The 16,986-nt window shown below is 66.2% G+C and carries 16 protein-coding genes; 7 read left to right on the top strand and 9 right to left on the bottom strand.

Features of this window, described 5'->3' with window-relative positions:
- The first annotated feature begins 11 nt into the window (after positions 1-11).
- Positions 12-1,307 (top strand): adenylate/guanylate cyclase domain-containing protein, encoded by a 1,296-nt coding sequence (locus tag ACRCUN_RS10415; protein ID WP_462141701.1) that lies wholly within the window; start codon positions 12-14, stop codon positions 1,305-1,307.
- On the opposite strand, the gene ACRCUN_RS10410 is transcribed toward ACRCUN_RS10415, so the two are convergent.
- Genes ACRCUN_RS10410 through ACRCUN_RS10375 form a run of 8 tightly spaced genes read right to left on the bottom strand, consistent with a single transcriptional unit; the run spans position 1,304 to position 8,955 of the window.
- A complete protein-coding gene (locus ACRCUN_RS10410; protein WP_462141542.1) occupies positions 1,304-1,789 on the bottom strand; it encodes a Dps family protein in 486 nt (161 codons plus the stop codon). The two genes, ACRCUN_RS10415 and ACRCUN_RS10410, sit on opposite strands and share 4 nt — an antisense overlap.
- A gap of 59 nt (positions 1,790-1,848) precedes the next feature.
- Positions 1,849-3,636, bottom strand: coding sequence for a DUF2339 domain-containing protein (locus ACRCUN_RS10405; RefSeq protein WP_462141541.1), 1,788 nt, complete (start codon positions 3,634-3,636; stop codon positions 1,849-1,851).
- A gap of 44 nt (positions 3,637-3,680) precedes the next feature.
- On the bottom strand, positions 3,681-4,373 hold the full coding sequence (locus ACRCUN_RS10400; RefSeq protein ID WP_462141540.1) for a response regulator: 693 nt from the start codon (positions 4,371-4,373) through the stop codon (positions 3,681-3,683).
- A complete protein-coding gene (gene macS / locus ACRCUN_RS10395) occupies positions 4,334-5,476 on the bottom strand; it encodes a MacS family sensor histidine kinase (RefSeq protein ID WP_462141539.1) in 1,143 nt (380 codons plus the stop codon). The genes ACRCUN_RS10400 and macS overlap by 40 nt, the downstream gene beginning before the upstream one ends.
- Positions 5,477-5,531: 55 nt before the next feature.
- Positions 5,532-6,389, bottom strand: coding sequence for a sulfurtransferase (locus ACRCUN_RS10390; protein ID WP_462141538.1), 858 nt, complete (start codon positions 6,387-6,389; stop codon positions 5,532-5,534).
- 10 nt (positions 6,390-6,399) lie between these two features.
- A complete protein-coding gene (locus ACRCUN_RS10385; RefSeq protein WP_462141700.1) occupies positions 6,400-7,152 on the bottom strand; it encodes an amino acid ABC transporter ATP-binding protein in 753 nt (250 codons plus the stop codon).
- Positions 7,153-7,157: 5 nt separating this feature from the next.
- The gene (locus ACRCUN_RS10380) at positions 7,158-8,063 is read right to left on the bottom strand and encodes an amino acid ABC transporter permease (protein WP_462141537.1); all 906 of its coding nucleotides are present in this window, start codon (positions 8,061-8,063) and stop codon (positions 7,158-7,160) included.
- A 7-nt stretch (positions 8,064-8,070) separates the two neighbouring features.
- Positions 8,071-8,955, bottom strand: coding sequence for an ABC transporter substrate-binding protein (locus ACRCUN_RS10375; RefSeq protein ID WP_462141536.1), 885 nt, complete (start codon positions 8,953-8,955; stop codon positions 8,071-8,073).
- A 218-nt stretch (positions 8,956-9,173) separates the two neighbouring features.
- Here ACRCUN_RS10375 and ACRCUN_RS10370 point away from each other — a divergent pair, with 218 nt between their 5' ends.
- The 6 genes from ACRCUN_RS10370 to ACRCUN_RS10345 all read left to right on the top strand — a co-directional run bounded on the left by ACRCUN_RS10370 (position 9,174) and on the right by ACRCUN_RS10345 (position 16,096).
- On the top strand, positions 9,174-9,776 hold the full coding sequence (locus ACRCUN_RS10370) for an HdeD family acid-resistance protein (RefSeq protein WP_462141535.1): 603 nt from the start codon (positions 9,174-9,176) through the stop codon (positions 9,774-9,776).
- 95 nt (positions 9,777-9,871) lie between these two features.
- A complete protein-coding gene (locus tag ACRCUN_RS10365) occupies positions 9,872-11,335 on the top strand; it encodes a cytochrome ubiquinol oxidase subunit I (protein WP_462141534.1) in 1,464 nt (487 codons plus the stop codon).
- 11 nt (positions 11,336-11,346) lie between these two features.
- Complete coding sequence (gene cydB / locus ACRCUN_RS10360; RefSeq protein WP_462141533.1) at positions 11,347-12,396, top strand: cytochrome d ubiquinol oxidase subunit II; 1,050 nt, start codon at positions 11,347-11,349, stop codon at positions 12,394-12,396.
- Positions 12,397-12,446: 50 nt separating this feature from the next.
- Positions 12,447-14,000: a thiol reductant ABC exporter subunit CydD gene (gene cydD, locus ACRCUN_RS10355; RefSeq protein ID WP_462141699.1), complete on the top strand. Its 1,554-nt coding sequence runs from the start codon at positions 12,447-12,449 to the stop codon at positions 13,998-14,000.
- Positions 13,987-15,519, top strand: a complete 1,533-nt coding sequence (locus tag ACRCUN_RS10350; protein WP_462141532.1) for an ATP-binding cassette domain-containing protein — start codon at positions 13,987-13,989, stop codon at positions 15,517-15,519. Before cydD ends, ACRCUN_RS10350 begins: the two co-directional genes overlap by 14 nt.
- Before the next feature lie 10 nt (positions 15,520-15,529).
- Complete coding sequence (locus tag ACRCUN_RS10345; RefSeq protein ID WP_462141531.1) at positions 15,530-16,096, top strand: DUF4190 domain-containing protein; 567 nt, start codon at positions 15,530-15,532, stop codon at positions 16,094-16,096.
- A 5-nt stretch (positions 16,097-16,101) separates the two neighbouring features.
- On the opposite strand, the gene ACRCUN_RS10340 is transcribed toward ACRCUN_RS10345, so the two are convergent.
- Positions 16,102-16,968 carry an acyl-CoA thioesterase II gene (locus ACRCUN_RS10340; RefSeq protein ID WP_462141530.1) on the bottom strand — a complete coding sequence of 289 codons (867 nt, stop codon included), beginning with the start codon at positions 16,966-16,968 and terminating at the stop codon, positions 16,102-16,104.
- Positions 16,969-16,986: the final 18 nt, after the last annotated feature.

The following is a 16,986-nucleotide window of genomic DNA, read 5'->3' as shown; positions in this document are numbered from 1 at the left end:
GCTCGGTGTGCATGCCCGAGCTGGCGCTGGACAACCGCGTGCCTGCGCGCACCCGGCACTATGCCGAGAGCGTCGCCAGCAGGCTGCGCGTTCTCACCATCGCCACGTGGATCGCGGCAGCGGTATCGGCCGCCTTCGGTGTCTTCCAATTGATCGTCGGCGGCCAGATGTGGCAATTCGGCTTGCTCAATCTGGCCTTCGCGAGCCTCTTCGTGACGGTGCCGCTGCTCTACCGGTTCGGTGAACTGATCGCGCCGCTGACCTTCTTCGCCATCGCCTACGTTTCGGTGACCCTGTTGTGTTACGAGATCGGCACCGGGTCGGGGTTGCAGTTCTACTTCCTGGTGGCGGCGTCGCTCGTGGTGCTCGTGCTTGGCATCGAGCGCATCGTCCTGGCCGCATCGCTGGTGACCATTGGCATCGCGGCCACCATCGCGCTGGAACTCCTGGTTCCCGATGACCGCGGGCTGGGCCCGCCGTGGACCCTGACCGTCGGGTTCGTCATGTCAACGGTGTCGGCCGCGGTCATGGTGGTTGCGACGGTCTGGTATTCGCTTCGCGAGATCGGCCGCGCCGAAGAGGCGATGGAGGCCGAGTACCAACGCTCCGAAAAACTGTTGGCCAACATACTTCCCGCGACGATCGCCGACCGCCTCAAGGATCCGTCGCGGACCATCATCGCCGACAAGTACGACGATGCCTCGATTCTGTTCGCCGACATTGCCGGTTACACCAAACGTGCGAGTGACACCACGCCGACCGATCTCGTGCGGTTCCTCGACCGTCTCTACACCGATCTCGATGCCCTGGTGGACCGCCACGGCCTGGAGAAGGTCAAAACCAGCGGGGATTCGTACATGGTGGTCGCCGGGGTGCCCCAACCCCGGCCCGACCATATCGAGGCGCTGGCCTGTCTGGCACTCGACATGGCCGAGGCCGTCGCAGATCTCAAAGATCCACACGGCCGGGAGGTTCCGCTCCGGATCGGCCTGGCCGCCGGGCCCGTGGTCGCAGGCGTGGTCGGAGCCCGCAAGTTCTTCTACGACGTATGGGGCGACGCCGTCAACGTCGCATCACGCATGGAGACCACCGACGTCGAAGGCCGAATCCAGGTGCCGCAGAACGTCTATGACCGCCTGCTTCCCGCGTTCCTTCTTGAGGAACGCGGCGAAGTCGAAGTCAAAGGCAAGGGCGTCATGCGCACCTGGTACCTGGTCGGCCGGCGCGACGACGAAGCGGTGCGCGCGTCGCTGGAAAACACCGGCGAAGCGCACACCGCCTCCGCGATCCGCCCGACCGCGAGTTAGATCTTGCGGTTCTCCGACTTGATCAACCAGGCCAGCTTCTCCAGCCCATCGATCAGCTGATGCAGGACATCGGCCGTGCTCGGGTCCTCGGCGTCGACGGCGTCGTGGACCCGGCGCATCGTGTCGACCGTCGCGTAGACGCGGGTCGTGATGAGGTCGACGACGTCACCCGTGCTGCGCTCGTAGGCCGGGAACTCCGGCAAGCTCGTGGCGCCGGCGACGGTATCGGAACGGCCGTCGGGCACGGCGTCAAGCGCACGCATGCGCTCGGCCACGGTATCGGCGCCTTCGCGGGCGAAATCGACCAGTTCGTCGAGCTGCAGATGCAGATCCCGGAAGTTGGTGCCGACGACATTCCAATGCGCCTGTTTGCCTTGGAGCGCCAACTCGATCAGGTCGACGAGAACCTGCTGCAGGTTGCCGCTGAGCTCAGGAGTGGCCTGGTAGCCCTGGATTTCTGATTCGGTTCGACGTGTATTCATGCCAAGTGCAACCGCACCCAATCTGGAATCAATCCAGATTATGGTCGATGTGTCGCCTCTCACATAGAAGGTTGCGTTGGGCTCGACCCGGGCTCGCCCTGCTGGCTGAGGAGACGCGCATAGCCGGCGCCCATGCCCAGCAATATCTGACCGACGACGATGAACACCGCCACGCGGAAAATGCCTCCCAAGGTGCCCAGGTCGAACAGGAACAGCTTCGCCATCGCCGCTGCCACGAGCGCCAGGCCCGCACCGATCGGCAGTGAACGCCGACTCTTCGGCTGCCGGGCGGCGTAGGTGAACAAGCCGGCCGCCGCCGCGATCCAGCAGATGGTCGCCGCCATGTGACCGGCGAAGAACCCGCCTCCGGTGCCGCCGATCAGCACACCGAGGGTCACCGTGAACGTCGTGACGGCGTACCCGATCGCCGCCGCGGCCGCGATCCACAGCGCGCGGATCGTATCGTCGTCCGACACGTGCGCCAACGCCCGGACGATCACCAGCGTCGCGCCGATCACGAGGATGCTGGCGACCAATACCGAAACCTCAACGCCTGAGCTCATTTCGGTTGCGTGCACCAACGTGCGCGGGGGCGCGTAGCCGAGATAGAACGCGCCGCCGAACAATCCGAACCCGGCAGCGGCCCATCGGCCGATGGCGTCGCGCCCGCCGGCGGCGCCGACCACGATCGCCATCGCCAACAGCACAGGCCCGGCCAAGGAACCGTCGAACGCGACGATCACCGCGACCAAGGCCGCCGCCGCTGACAGCGCGCCCCACACGCCGCGTACGGCAGCCACCACGCCGGGCAGTCGGTCTCCGAGCGCGACGACCGCCAAGAGTCCCGCGGCGAGCGCCGAGATCATCAGGGCCGCGAGCACCCGATCGACACTGGCCGAAACACACAGCAGCGGGACCACGCCGACGGCCGCAAGCACGGCCATCGTGGCAGGCCTCGCCGTAGCCCGCAACAGTACAAGCGCACCGGTGATCGCCAGCATGGCGGCAAGTACGCAGGCCGTCGCCAACATCAGATCCTCGCGATCGCCGATCGCTGCCGACGTCAGCGCGAGCAACAGTGGGACCGTGCTCGCGGCAGTGCGTGCCGCATACATCCAGAGCCAGTCCCGCCCGTACTGCACTGGCAGCGACGCGGCGGTCAGCGCGAGCATGAACCCGATCAGCAGCAGCGTGATTCCGTCGGTGAGCAACGGCGCCAATCCGATCAACGGGACCAACACCAGTAGCCCGAGGTGCTCGGAGTTCCAGCGCCTGGCCATCATCAGGCCGCCGCCACCGATGGCCGAAGCGAGGGCGAGCCCCGCAGCGGCCGGTATCCAGGCGTAGATCGTCGTCGCCGCGATCACATCCATATACGCCGCCGCGACACCGGTCGCGGCGAGTGCGATAGCGCCGACGCGGCCGCCCGGCCGCCGGTAGAGCCAGTGCGCGGCCGCGACCAATGCAGCCGCGAGCGCCGCGCCGGCGGCCACCCTTACCTCCGGGCGCAGGATGCCCGCCTGAGCGGCCAGCACCAGCAGGAGCACCACGCCGATGAGCGTGACCGCCACACCCGCGACGGCAAGCACTTTGCCGATCCAGCCTTCGGACCGCTCGGGCGGTGCTTGCGGCCGTGGTGGCGACGCAGCCGGATACACAGGTGCCTGCGGCGGTTGCGCATACATCGGATACTGCGCCGGAATCCACTGTGGCGCCGCGGGTTCAGCCCGGTTGGCGAGTAACCGGTCGAGCTCGGTCAGGTCTGCTGACGCCCTGGCCAGATAAGCGGAGATGGCGGTGAAATCCGCCGAGAGCCGGGCGACGAGGGCACGCTGCGGATCGGTCATGTTTGTCAGCGTGACAGCGAACGACCCCGTTGAGATGAGTAGGACTACTCGTCCAGGCCGTGCTCGATCGCGTAACGCGCCAACTCAACCCGGTTGGCCACCTGCAGCTTGCGGAACGTCGCCTGCACATGGTTTTCCACGGTGCGATGACTCAGCGAGAGCCTGGCGGCGATCTGCTTGGCCGTCAAACCCTTTGCGACATAACGCAACACCTCGGTTTCGCGCTCGGTGAGCGTGGGAGTGGCCGGACCGTCATCCGGTCGTTGTGCGATGCGCCGATACTCACCGAGGACCAATCCCGCCAGGCCTGGTGTGAACACCGCACGGCCTTCCGCGGTGGCGCGCACCGCCGCGGCCAGTTCGGCCTTCGACGCGCTTTTCACCAGGTAACCGGTGGCGCCGGCCTTGACCGCCTCCAGCACATCGTCGCGTTCATCGGAGGCCGACAACACCAGAACGCGCGATGACGGCGATACCGCGAGGACCTCGGCTGTGGCCTGCACTCCGCTGCCGTCGGCCAACCGCATGTCCATCACCACGACATCGGGGCGTACCACGGCGGCGCGGCGACCTGCCGCCGCCACCCCGTCGGCCGTCGCCACGATGTCGAACCCGTCGTCGGCAAGGTCGCGCGCCACCGCATCACGCCAGATCGGATGGTCATCGACCACCATCACTCTCAGCCCGCCGTCTGACATCACTCCCCCTTTCGCGGGCGCGGCACCGTCAGTTCCCATTCGGTGCCGCAATCCGGTCCCGTCGTCAACTGGGCACTGCCACCCAGCCAGTCCATGCGGCCGACAATGGATTTCGAGATCCCGAGCCGGCCCTGCCGTTGGGCCTCGGCCAAGCGGCCGTCCGGAATACCGACCCCGTCGTCGCGGATGCTCACCGTCACCGAATCCCCCAGATCCTCGAGGAGTACGAAGGTCCGGGCGCCGGGACCGGCATGGGCGGCCACATTGTCGAGCGCATTCTCCGCGGCCGCGAACAACTCGGTGGCCGTGGCATGTTCGAGCAGGACGGGCTCGGCAGGCAGGCTGACCGAAACCCGGTCGGACGCCCTGGTACGCAACAAGGCGCCAACGTCGGTCAGCGGACCCGAGCCCGGACCCGCCTCGGCGCCGGTCGCACTGACCAATCGGCGTAACGCTCGCTCCTGCTCACCGGCGAGCTCGGCCAACTCCGCTGCCTCGCCACCGATTTCGCGACCCTTTCGGGAAACGAGGGCCAACACCTGAATCGCCCCGTCGTGCACGCGCCGGGACAGTCTTTCCCGTTCTTCGAGTGCTGCCGCCAGCCGAGCGGCCCGTTCCAGTTCGGCGTGCGCCCGTCGCGCGGTCTGTGCGGCCATCCCCACCGCAAGTCCGACGGCGAGCTCGATCACGATGGTGGCGTTGCGGCCGAGGTTGACGCTGACATGGCCCTTCAGTGCCGCGGCCGCCGCCATCACCGTGAGCCCGGTGGCCATACCGCCCATTGGGCCGAATTGCAGTGCGGCCGAGATCGTTGCGTTGGTGGCCCACAGCGTGGTGGGCCACGACTGATTGTCGGCCACCCACTGATCGGCGGCCACCACCTCCGTCGACAGCATCAGCACAACGACGACCGCGATCTCGGCGATCACCCACGCGCTGCGCCGCCCGAACCCCTTCAGGTAGGCGAGCGCGCACGCGATGCTCCACGCGATCAGACCGGCACACAACACCCAGGCCAGCGCAGGCCGCTCCAGATCCCCGTTGATCGCGATCTGAAAACCCAACGCGTAGATGCAACTCAGCAGCCGAAAAACCTGCGCAGCCCGCCACAACGGCGTAACCGGGTCGGGTCGCGGCTGCATTTGCTCAGCATAAAGTCGCCGAGCGCTTGAATCCGCACCGATCCTTGAGCCGGGACTACTCCGCTCCGCGGGCGACGGGCCGGTCGGGATCGGAGATCCACTCCGACCACGAACCGGGGTATAACGCGGCGTCCACCCCTGCCGCAGCCAGCCCGGCCACGGTGAGAGCCGCCGTGACGCCGGATCCGCAATAGGTACCGACGGAACCACCTCCGGACAGACCGTGTTCGGCCAGCAGCGCCCGGAGTTCGGTATCGGGCAGCAGTGTGCCGTCATCGGTGAGCAGACCAGTACTGGGAAGGTTGGTCGCACCGGGGATATGACCGGGGACCGCGTCCACCGGTTCGACGTCGCCGCGGAAGCGTTCAGGTGCGCGCGCGTCGAGCAATACCTCGACGTCCGACGTCGCCCGTTCGGCGGTCAAGGTCTGTCGCGCCCCGGCATACAGGTCGGCATGCACCACGCTGACATCGCCGGGTTCTGGCGTGACCGGGCCGGTCTCCAGCGGCCCGCCCGCTGCCGTCCAGGCGGCCAAGCCGCCATCCAGAATGCGTACATCGGCGATTCCGGCCGCCGTCAGCACCCACCACGCCCGCGCCGACCCGGCCCGGTTCCAGTCGTCGTAGACGACGACCGGCACGCCGGCCCGCACACCCCAACGCCGGGCCGCCGCCTCGAGGTCGCGGCCCGACGGCAACGGGTGGCGGCCGCGGCCCGGTACGCGGTGGTCGGCCAGCTCGGTTTCGAGCGAGACGTACACGGCGCCGGGAAAATGGCCCGCGAGATAAGCCTGCTCGCCGTCGGGTTCGGCGAGAGTCCAGCGCACATCGAGCACCGTGACCGGATCGCCCGCAGCGATGAGCTCACGGAGTTCGGAGGCGGAGACGAATACGTCCGAGCGCGTCGAAGCCACCCAATCGAAGCTACATCACCTTCGACAGGAAAGCCTTCGTGCGTTCGTGTTTCGGATTGCTCATGACCTCGCGGGGCTCACCGCTCTCCACGATGACACCGCCGTCCATGAACACCAGTTTGTCGGCGACCTCACGGGCGAACCCCATCTCGTGGGTGACCACGACCATCGTCATGCCTTCGGAGGCGAGCTTTTTCATCACCCCGAGGACCTCACCGACGAGTTCGGGGTCCAATGCCGAAGTCGGCTCGTCGAACAGCATGAGCTTCGGGCTCATCGCCAACGCCCGCGCGATCGCCACCCGCTGCTGCTGCCCACCCGAGAGCTGGGCCGGATAGGCATCGGCCTTGGCGGACAGGCCTACCTGATCGAGCAGATCCTTGGCCCGTGCCACCGCAGCAGCCTTCTTCACCTTCTTGACCTGGATGGGCGCCTCGATGATGTTCTCCAGCGCCGTGCGGTGCGGGAACAGGTTGAAGTGCTGGAACACCATGCCGACGTCACGGCGCTGCTTCGCAGCGTCCTTCGGACGCATCTCGTGGAGTTTGCCGCCGCGTTCCCGGTAGCCGACGAGTTCGCCATCGACATAGAGGCGACCGGCGTTGACCTGCTCGAGGTGGTTGATACAGCGGAGGAATGTCGACTTCCCCGAGCCGGACGGGCCGACGAGGCACAACACCTCGCCTTTACCGACCTCAAGCGTCACGCCCCTGAGCACCTGCAGCGCGCCGAAGTTCTTGCACACGTTCTCGGCGCGGACCATCGCGGTCATGGATGCGGCTCTCCCATCTGCGCCTTGGCCAACGCTTCGAGCTGCTTGGACGTCAGCTTCCGTGACGCACCACGCGCGTAATACCGCTCAAGGTAGTACTGCCCCACCATGAGGATGCTCGTGATCGCCAGATACCAGGTCGATGCGGCGAGCAACAGCGGTATCGGCTGGAACAGCGCAACGCCGATGTCGCGCGCCCGCCCGTACAGCTCGAAGCTGTACGGCACGGCCGTCACGAGCGACGTGGTTTTCAGCATGCTGATGAATTCGTTGCCCGTCGGCGGGATGATGACCCGCATCGCCTGGGGCAACACCGTGCGCCGCATGGTCATCGGCCATGACATGCCGAGTGCGGTCGAGGCCTCCGACTGGCCCTCGGGCACGGAGTTGATGCCGGCCCTGATGATCTCGGCCATGTAAGCCGCTTCGTTGAGGCCGAGCCCGAGAATCGCCAGCATGAAGAAGTTCGGGTCGGAGAGGCTGAACTCGAAGAACGTGGGCCCGAAGGGCACCCCGAGCTTGATGTTCTGGTAGAGCACCGGAACCAGACCCCAGAGCACCAACTGCACATAGACCGGCGTTCCGCGGAAGATCCACAGATAGGTCCACGAAACCGCTTTGAGCACCGGGTTCGGCGACAGTCGCATCACCGCCAGGATCACGCCGAGCACCACCGCAAGCACCATCGAGTAGATGGTGAGCTGCAGGGTGTTCCACGCGGCTTCTGAAAGACGTTGGTCGAACAGGTATTTCCAGTACGTATCCCACCCGTACGCCTCGTTGGTGGCGGCGCCGTAGACGAAGAGCCCGAGCAGGACGAGAAGAGCAACCGCCGCCACCCACCGCCACGGATGCCTCAGTGGGACTGCGTCGATGGCGGGTGGCGGCGATGCATCAGTCATCGGCGGCTCAGCTGACGGCGCCGTTGATGACGGGCTTGTCGATCATCCCGTTCTCAGCGCCCCAGTTCTTGGCCACCTGTTCGTATGCGCCGGTTTCGATGAGATGTTCGAGCGCTTGCCTCAGCGTCTCGGCCAATGGCGAGCCCTTCTGGACCGCCCAGCCGTAGGGTGCCGAGTCGAAGATGTCGCCCGCAGCCTCAAGCTTGCCGTCGCTCTGCTTGATGGCGTAGGCCGTCACCGGTGAATCAGCCGACATGGCATCGGCCTGGCCGAGCATGACGGCATTGGTGGCAGCGGTCTGATCGTCGAACTTGATGACCTCGATGGCGGGCTTGCCGTCCTTCACGCACTTGTCGATACGGGCAGGCATCTCATCGGTGTCCTGCACGGTCGCCGTCTGCACCGCGACCTTCTTGCCGCACGCGTCATCGGGGTTGATGCCCGCGCCGGCCTTCTGGGCCCACGCCGAGCCGGCCTCGAAATACGTGACGAAGTCGACCTGCTCCTCGCGTTCTTTCGAGTCGGTGAACGACGACATCCCGACGTTGTAGGTGCCGCCCTGGACCGACGGGATGATCTTGTCGAACGCCGACGGCCGGTACTCCGTGGTGAGTCCCAGCGTGGCCGCGATCGCGTTCATCAGGTCGACATCGAATCCGATGATCTTGCCGCTCGGATCCTTGAACTCGTTCGGCGGGTACGTCGGGTCTGTGCCGATCACAAGCTTGCCGCTCGACTTGATCGGCTCCGGCAACGTGTTGGCGATCGCGTCGACCTTCTCAGCCGTCGCCGCGGTCGTCTCGGTAGCCGGTCCGCTGCTGTCGGTGTTGCTCGCGCAACCCGACATCGCCAGCGCGCCGCCCGCAGCCATCGCGACCGCAATGCGCCACATCTTGCCCCGACGGTTCTGACATCCAGCTCTCACAGGTTGCCTCTTCTCTCTACATCTATTCGCGTTGGACCGTCATCCGTCTGTTCCAAACCGGAGACGATAACGGCCATTGCTCCGGCGCGCAGTGCCGGTAACGAGACATTAACGACCGCAGTACGATGCCACAGCCGTACCGTAAAATACGCGTTCGCCCATGCGGTTTGTGCCAAACTGCCTGCATGGAAACCACCGCTCCCCCAAGCCTGTTGCCTCACCTGTGGAAGGCCACGCTGGTGTCGGGGGTACTCGCGATCATCCTCGGAATTCTCGTCTTGGTGTGGCCGGGCATCACCATCCTGGTCGCTGCCATATTCTTCGGTGCCTACCTGTTGATCACCGGCATTGCCCAGGTCGTCTTCGCGTTCAGCCTGCACGTCTCTGCCGGCGGACGCGTGTTGCTGTTCATCAGTGGTGCGGCCGCGCTGATTCTGGCGGTGCTGTGTTTCCGCAGCCTGCAGGATTCGATTCTGCTGCTGGCAATTTGGGTCGGCGTCGGTTTTGTCTTCCGCGGCGTGGCGACCGCGGTGTCGGCGATCAGCGATCCGACGCTGCCCGGTCGCGGCTGGGAGATCTTCTTCGGTGTCATCAGCCTGCTGGCCGGTGTGGTGATGCTTGCCGCGCCGTTCGAATCGCTCGCGACGCTGGCCGTGGTGGTCGGGGTCTGGCTGATCGTGCTTGGCGTGTTCGAGGTGATCTCGGCCTTCGGTATTCGCAGCGGTGCCAAGAAGTTGGGGTCGGCACTGCAGTCGCCGCCGTCTCCTTCGACGCCTGCGGTGAGCTAACACACCCGGCGCATCGTGAACCGAGCCTGGTTGGCAACCCGGATGTCTACTACACTTTGTCGTAGGTTGACCTAGCGACCTTGGAAGTGGGTCAGATGGACGCTTTGGACGTATCGCGGTGGCAGTTCGGAATCACCACCGTCTACCACTTCATATTCGTCCCCCTCACCATCGGATTGGCGCCGCTCATCGCCGTCATGCAGACGATCTGGGTGGCGACGGGCAACGACAGCTGGTATCGGCTGACCCGCTTCTTCGGGAAGTTGTTCCTGATCAACTTCGCGATCGGGGTGGCAACCGGAATCGTGCAGGAATTCCAGTTCGGAATGAACTGGAGCGAATACTCGCGCTTCGTCGGCGATATCTTCGGCGCCCCCCTCGCGATGGAGGGCCTCGCCGCGTTCTTCTTCGAATCCACCTTCATCGGACTGTGGATCTTCGGCTGGACGCGGCTGCCCCGCCTTGTGCACCTGGCCTGCATCTGGATCGTTGCGCTGGCCGTGAACATGTCCGCCTTCTTCATCATCGCGGCCAACTCGTTCATGCAGCACCCGGTAGGTGCCCGGTTCAACCCTGAAACGGGCCGCGCCGAGCTCACGAGCATCGTCGCACTGTTCACCAACAACACGGCAATCGCGGCATTCAGCCATGCCGTGGCCGGATCATTCTTGACCGCAGGAGTTTTCGTCGCCTGCGTGTGCGCGTGGTGGATGGTGCGGTCCCATCGCATCGGCGGTGAGTCGCCGCGTGACGCGGTCACCATGTACCGACCGGCCACGATTTTGGGCTGCTGGGTGACGCTCGTGGCCGCGGTCGCGCTGTTCTTCACCGGCGACGCGCAGGGCAAACTCATGTTCCAACAGCAGCCGATGAAGATGGCTTCGGCCGAATCGCTGTGCCACAGCGAAACCGACCCGGACTTCTCGATTCTCACCGTCGGCACGCACAACAACTGCGACAGCGTCACGCATCTGATCGAAGTGCCGTACGTGCTGCCGTTCCTGGCCGAGGGCAAGTTCAGCGGCGTCCATCTGGAAGGTGTTAAGGACCTACAGGAGCAGTACGAGCAGAAGTTCGGCCCTGGCGATTATCGACCGAACCTCTTCGTCACATACTGGTCCTTCCGGGCGATGATTGGATTCCTCGCTGTTCCAGGCTTGTTCGCCCTTGCCGCGCTGTGGCTGACCCGTGGCGGCCGGATACCCGATCAGCGCTGGTTCGGCTGGTTCGCGTTGCTGACGATCCCGACGCCTTTCCTCGCCAACAGCGCGGGGTGGGTCTTCACCGAAATGGGACGACAGCCATGGGTCGTGGTGCCGAATCCGACGGGTGACCAAGATATTCGGCTCACCGTCGCGCAGGGCGTCTCCGGTCATTCGGCGGGCATGGTGGTGCTCTCACTGGTGGCCTTCACACTGTTGTACGCCGTGCTCGCGGTCATCTGGTTCTTCCTGCTACGGCGCTACGTCGTCGAAGGCCCGCTCGAACACGACTCGGAACCCGCGCCGCCAACCCCGCCGGACGCCGACGAAGTCGCGCCGTTGTCGTTCGCCTACTGAGGAGCGAATCGATGGGATTGCAAGAACTCTGGTTCATTCTTCTGGCCGTGCTGTTCCTCGGATTCTTCATCCTCGAGGGCTTCGACTTCGGTGTCGGCATGCTCATGTCGTTCTTCGGCCGCGCCGCCAACAAGCGCGGCGAGGATTCCGAGCCCTACCGACGCGCCGCACTCAACACGATCGGTCCGGTATGGGATGGCAACGAGGTCTGGCTGATCACCGCGGGCGGCGCGATGTTCGCGGCGTTCCCCGAGATGTACGCGACCGTGTTCTCGGGGCTCTACCTCCCTCTGCTGGCGATCCTGTGCGCGATGATCGTTCGGATCGTCGCCATCGAATGGCGCGGCAAGATCGACGATCCCGGCTGGCGGCGATGGGCCGACATCGGCATCGCCGTCGGGTCGTTCGTGCCCGCGATCCTGTGGGGTGTGGCGTTCGCGGGATTGGTGCGGGGCCTTCCGGTCGACGCCGACAAGCAGATCAATCTGTCGATCGGTGACGTCCTCAACGCCTACACCGTGCTGGGCGGGCTTGCCACCGGAGCCCTGTTCGCTCTGCACGGCGCGGTGTTCGTCGCGCTCAAGACCTCGGGCACGATCCGCGCCGACGCGTTCCGGTTCGCCGGGCTGCTGGCCATTCCCGCCACTGTCCTGGTCGCCGGGTTCGGGGTGTGGACACAGCTCGCGTACGGCAAGAGCTGGACCTGGTACGTGCTTGCCGTGGCGGTGATCGCGCAAATCGCCGCAGTCACACGGGTTTACAGCCGCAGTGGCGAAGGGTGGGCGTTCGCCTACACCACCATTGTCGTTGCGGCCGCGGTGGCCCTGCTGTTCGGCTCGTTGTTCCCGAATCTGGTGCCGTCGACCCTGGATCCGGACTGGAGCCTGACGATTTACAACGGGTCGTCGTCCCCGTACACGCTGAAGATCATGACGTGGGCCGCGTTGATTTTCGCGCCGCTGGTCGTGGTGTACCAGGGCTGGACGTACTGGGTGTTCAGCAAGCGGATATCCGCCGAGCGGATTCCGGATCCGATCGGACTGTCACGGCGGTCGGCCTGAACCTCTGGCGCGCACTCGGCATTCGCGGCGGCACGGCATCGACCACGGCGCTGCGGCGATATCTGGTCGCCGCCGTGGCATGCGGCGTCGTGATCGCCGGCACCACGATCGCCTCGGCTGTTGTGTTGGCGCACATCGTTTCCGGTGTGGTCACGAATCCGGACACACCGGCAGGCTGGGGCGGCGAGCTCGCCATACTCGCGGCGCTGTGGCTCGTGCGGACGCTGGCGCAGTGGATGCAGGGACGTCTGTCGCAGCGTGGAGCCACGGCCGTCATCGGTGAATTGTCCAGCCAGGTGCTCCGTTCGGTGACCATGCGGTCGCCGCGCAGCCTGGCCACCGAACGCGATGCCGCCGCTGTTGTGGTGACCCGCGGTCTGGACGGCCTGCGACCGTACTTCACCGGCTATCTGCCCGCGGTGGTGCTTGCCGCGATTCTCACGCCCGCATCGTTGATCGTGATGGCCTGCTATGACCTGCAGGCCGCGGCGATCGTGCTGATCGCGTTGCCGCTCATTCCTATCTTCATGGTGTTGATCGGACTGCTCACCGCCGAACGCTCGGCGGCCGCCCTTGCCGCGATGTCGACCTTGCAGGGCCGGCTGCTCGACCTGGTCGCCGGCATCCCGACACTGCGCGCAGTCGGTCGCGCCGCGGGCTCGGCCCAGCGCATCGACGAGCTGTCGGCCGCGCACCGGCGTTCAGCCATGGCGACACTGCGCATCGCGTTCCTGTCCTCATTCGTCCTCGAGCTACTCGCGACCCTCGGTGTGGCGCTGGTGGCGGTCAGTGTCGGCCTGCGGTTGGTGTTCGGCGACATGACACTTGCCGCGGGTCTGACCGCACTGCTGCTGGCGCCAGAAGTGTTCTGGCCACTGCGGCGGGTCGGCGCGGCGTTCCATGCCGCCCAGGACGGAAAGACGGCTGCCGAACAAGCATTCCGGTTGTGCACGCCCCACGCATCGACCCGGGTGACGCGTCAGCCCGCGGCGACCGCACCCACGATCACCGTCGACGGCCTCGGCGCAGCAATCCAGCCGGGCCAGGTCACCGTCCTGACCGGACCCAATGGCGCCGGCAAGTCCACCGCACTGCAGGCGATCCTCGGTCTCACCGAATTGCCATGGGGCGGTGTGCGTGTCGACGGAGTCGAGATGGGTGACCTCGACCTGCCAGCGTGGTGGCGTCAGGTTGCCTGGTTGCCGCACCGTCCGGTGTTGATCCCCGGCACGGTCCGCGACAACCTCGAACTGCTCGGTCCGGTCAACGATCTCGAGAACGCCTGCCGGGACGCCGGTTTCGACGAGGTGCTCGCGGATCTGCCGGACGGTCTGCACACACAGCTCGGGCGTGACGGCGTCGGACTGTCGCTGGGCCAACGGCAGCGGCTCGGCCTGGTCCGGGTCCTCGGCTCGTCGGCACCGGTTCTGTTGCTCGACGAACCCACCGCGCACCTCGACGCCGCGTTGGAGGCGCGCGTACTCACGGCGATCGTGGCGCGGGCCCGCGCCGGTGCGACGGTGTTGGTGGTTGGGCACCGTGAACCGGTACTGGCCATCGGCGACCGGCAATTGGCGGTAGGTGATCTGCTTGTTCCGCGATGATCCGCTGTTTCGACTCACCGTCGACCTGCTGCGGCCACGCCTCGGCCGGTTGCTGCTCGCGAGCCTGTTCGGCGTGCTGTCACTGGGCAGCGCGCTGGCCCTGGCCGGTATCTCGGCGTGGTTGATCACGCGTGCCTGGCAGATGCCGCCGATCCTTGATCTGACGGTCGCCGTGGTCGCAGTGCGTGCCCTCGGAATCTCCCGAGGCGTACTCGGCTACTGCCAGCGGCTGGCTTCCCACGACACCGCGCTGCGCGCCGCGGCCAACGCGCGTACCGGCTTGTACCGCAAGCTTGCCGACGCGCCTGCCGACGATGCCATGCGCCTGCCGAGCGGTGAACTGGTGGCCCGCGCCGGGGCATCTGTCGATGAATTGTCCGACGTCCTCGTGCGCGCGTTGCTGCCGATCGTGGTTGCCGTGGTTCTCAGCTGTGCCGCCGTCGGCGTCATCGCCATCATCTCCCCCATCACCGCCGTGGTGTTGGCGCTGTGCCTCCTGGTCGCCGGGGTGCTGGCCCCCGCGGTCGCGGCACGCGCGGTAGCCGCAGCGGAAAGCGTTGCGGCACAACACCGGGCCAACCGTGACACAGCGACCATGCTGGCCCTGGAGCACGCACCCGAGTTGCGCGTCAGCGGCCGACTGGACGAGGTCATCGCGACCGCCGAACGCCACCACCGGAACTGGGGAGACGCCGCCGACCGCGCCGCGGCGCCAGCCGCTGTCGCAGCGGCGATGCCGAGTGCGGCGATCGGCGTCAGCGTGCTCGGCGCCGCGATCGCCGGGATCGCGCTGGCAACTGCCGTCGCACCGACAACCGTGGCGATCCTGATGTTGTTGCCGCTCTCGGCATTCGAAGCGACGACGGCGCTGCCCGAGGCCGCGGTGCAACTCACGCGCTCGCGGATCGCGGCACGGCGGCTGCATGATCTGATCTCACCGGACAGCCATGGCCGTCCACGGCCGCAGGTTCCCGTGGTCGAGTTGCCTGCGGGCGGCCGGCTGGCGGTGATCGGGCCGAGTGGCTCGGGCAAGACAACGCTGCTGATGGCGATGGCCGAGCGGTTCGACGAAAAGCAGGGACGCGCAGCATTTTTCGCCGAGGACGCGTACCTGTTCGAAACGACCGTCCGGGACAACCTGCTGGTGGTCCGTGGTGATGCCACCGACGCCGAACTGCATGCGGCGCTGCACCGCGTCGGGCTGACCGACTGGCTCGCCGGGTTGCCCGACGGCTTGTCCACCGTGCTGGTCGGCGGTGCCGCAGCAGTGTCCGCGGGCCAACGCCGGCGTCTGCTGCTGGCCAGGGTGCTCGTCTCGGACTTTCCGATCGTTCTGCTAGACGAACCGACCGAGAATCTGGATGCCGCTGACGGCCAACAGTTCCTGACCGACCTGCTCACCCCGGGAGCTCTGTTGCCTACCGACCGCACCGTCGTCGTGGCCACCCATCATCTCCCGGCCGACACCGACTGCCCGGTGATTCGCTGTCCGCAACTCGGCGCGGCGGTCGGCGAGTAGCCTCAAACACATGAGCGACGAGCGAGCCGACGTGCCCGGGTCGGACGCACCTCCACCGGCCCAGCCCCCGCCACCGCCACCACCGCCGTCTCCGCAGTATCCGTACGGCGGATATCCCGGTGGATATCCGCCGCCACCGCCCTACGGCGCGTATCCCCCACAGCAGCCGTATGCGCCCGCAATGGGTCCCAGCAACGGGCTGGGCATCGCCGCGCTGGTCACCGCCATCATCGGCCTCGTCCTCGTGTGGTCGGTGATCGGCGGACTGGTCCTCGGTGCGGTCGCGGTCGTCCTCGGATTCATCGGGCACGGCCGTGCCAAGCGCGGCGAGGCCACCAACGGCGGGGTCGCGATCACCGGAATCGTGCTCGGCGCCATCGCCGTCGTGCTGTCACTCGTGTTCATCGGCATCTGGGTGAGCCTCGGCGGCCGCTGGTTCGAAGACATCGGCGGCCGGGACTATTTGAGCTGCATGCAGGACGCCGGTAACGACCAGGCCGCGCAGCAACGCTGCGAGGAGATCTTCCAGGATCGTCTCGAAGACGAATTCGGCGTGACCCCCACCCCGACGCGCTGAGCGGTCTACTTGGCCCCGGGGAAGTACTTCACGATGCCTTCCTGGACGACGGTCGCCAACAGCGCGCCCGAAATGTCGAAGAAGTGCCCCGTACCGAGCCCGCGAGACTCGGCGGCGACCGGCGACGCGGTGGAGTACAGCACCCATTCGTCGAATCGGATCGGGCGGTGAAACCACACCGAGTGGTTCATCGTCACCGCGAAGATCCGGTCGAAACCCCAGGACAGACCGTGTGTCGTGATGATGGAGTCCAGAACGGTCGTGTCCGACGAATACACCAGCGCCGCCGCGTGCAGCACGGGGTCGTCAGGCATCGGTCCCTCGGTCTTGAGCCACACGCGGTTGTGGTCGAGTTTGCCGCCCTTGTCGCGCATCACCCACGCCGGGTCGTTGGTGTAGCGCCATTCGATCGGACGCAGCGCCTCGACGAACAACGGCACCGTCTTCTCGTAGCCGCGCAGCAGCTCATCGATTTTGGGCAGGGTGTCGGGATGGGGTACCTCGGGTGCGGGCACGCTGTGCTCCAGGCCGCGGCCGCCGTTCATGTAGGAGAGCATCACGGTGGTCAGCAGCTGGCCATCCTGCATGACGTCCACGCGCCGGTTGGCGAAACGACGCTCGTCTCGCAACCGGACGACGTGGAACTCCAGATCCTTGTCGGGATCTCCCCCCGCGATGAAGTGCGCGGACAATCCGCTCGGAGCCAACGTGTGGTCGAGCGATCGGCCGCCTGCGACAAACGCCTGCGCCGTCATCTGACCGCCGAAGGTACGCACCGGGTTCTTGCTCGGATGCGAGCCGATGAACAGGTTGTCGTCGATTCGATTGAGATCGAGAACCGCCAGCAGCTCCTCGAAATCCGAGTGTGACACTGAGCTCCTTTTCGTGCG

The organism is Mycobacterium venezuelense (assembly GCF_054919535.1).
This window is presented reverse-complemented; position numbering and strand designations above follow the sequence as displayed.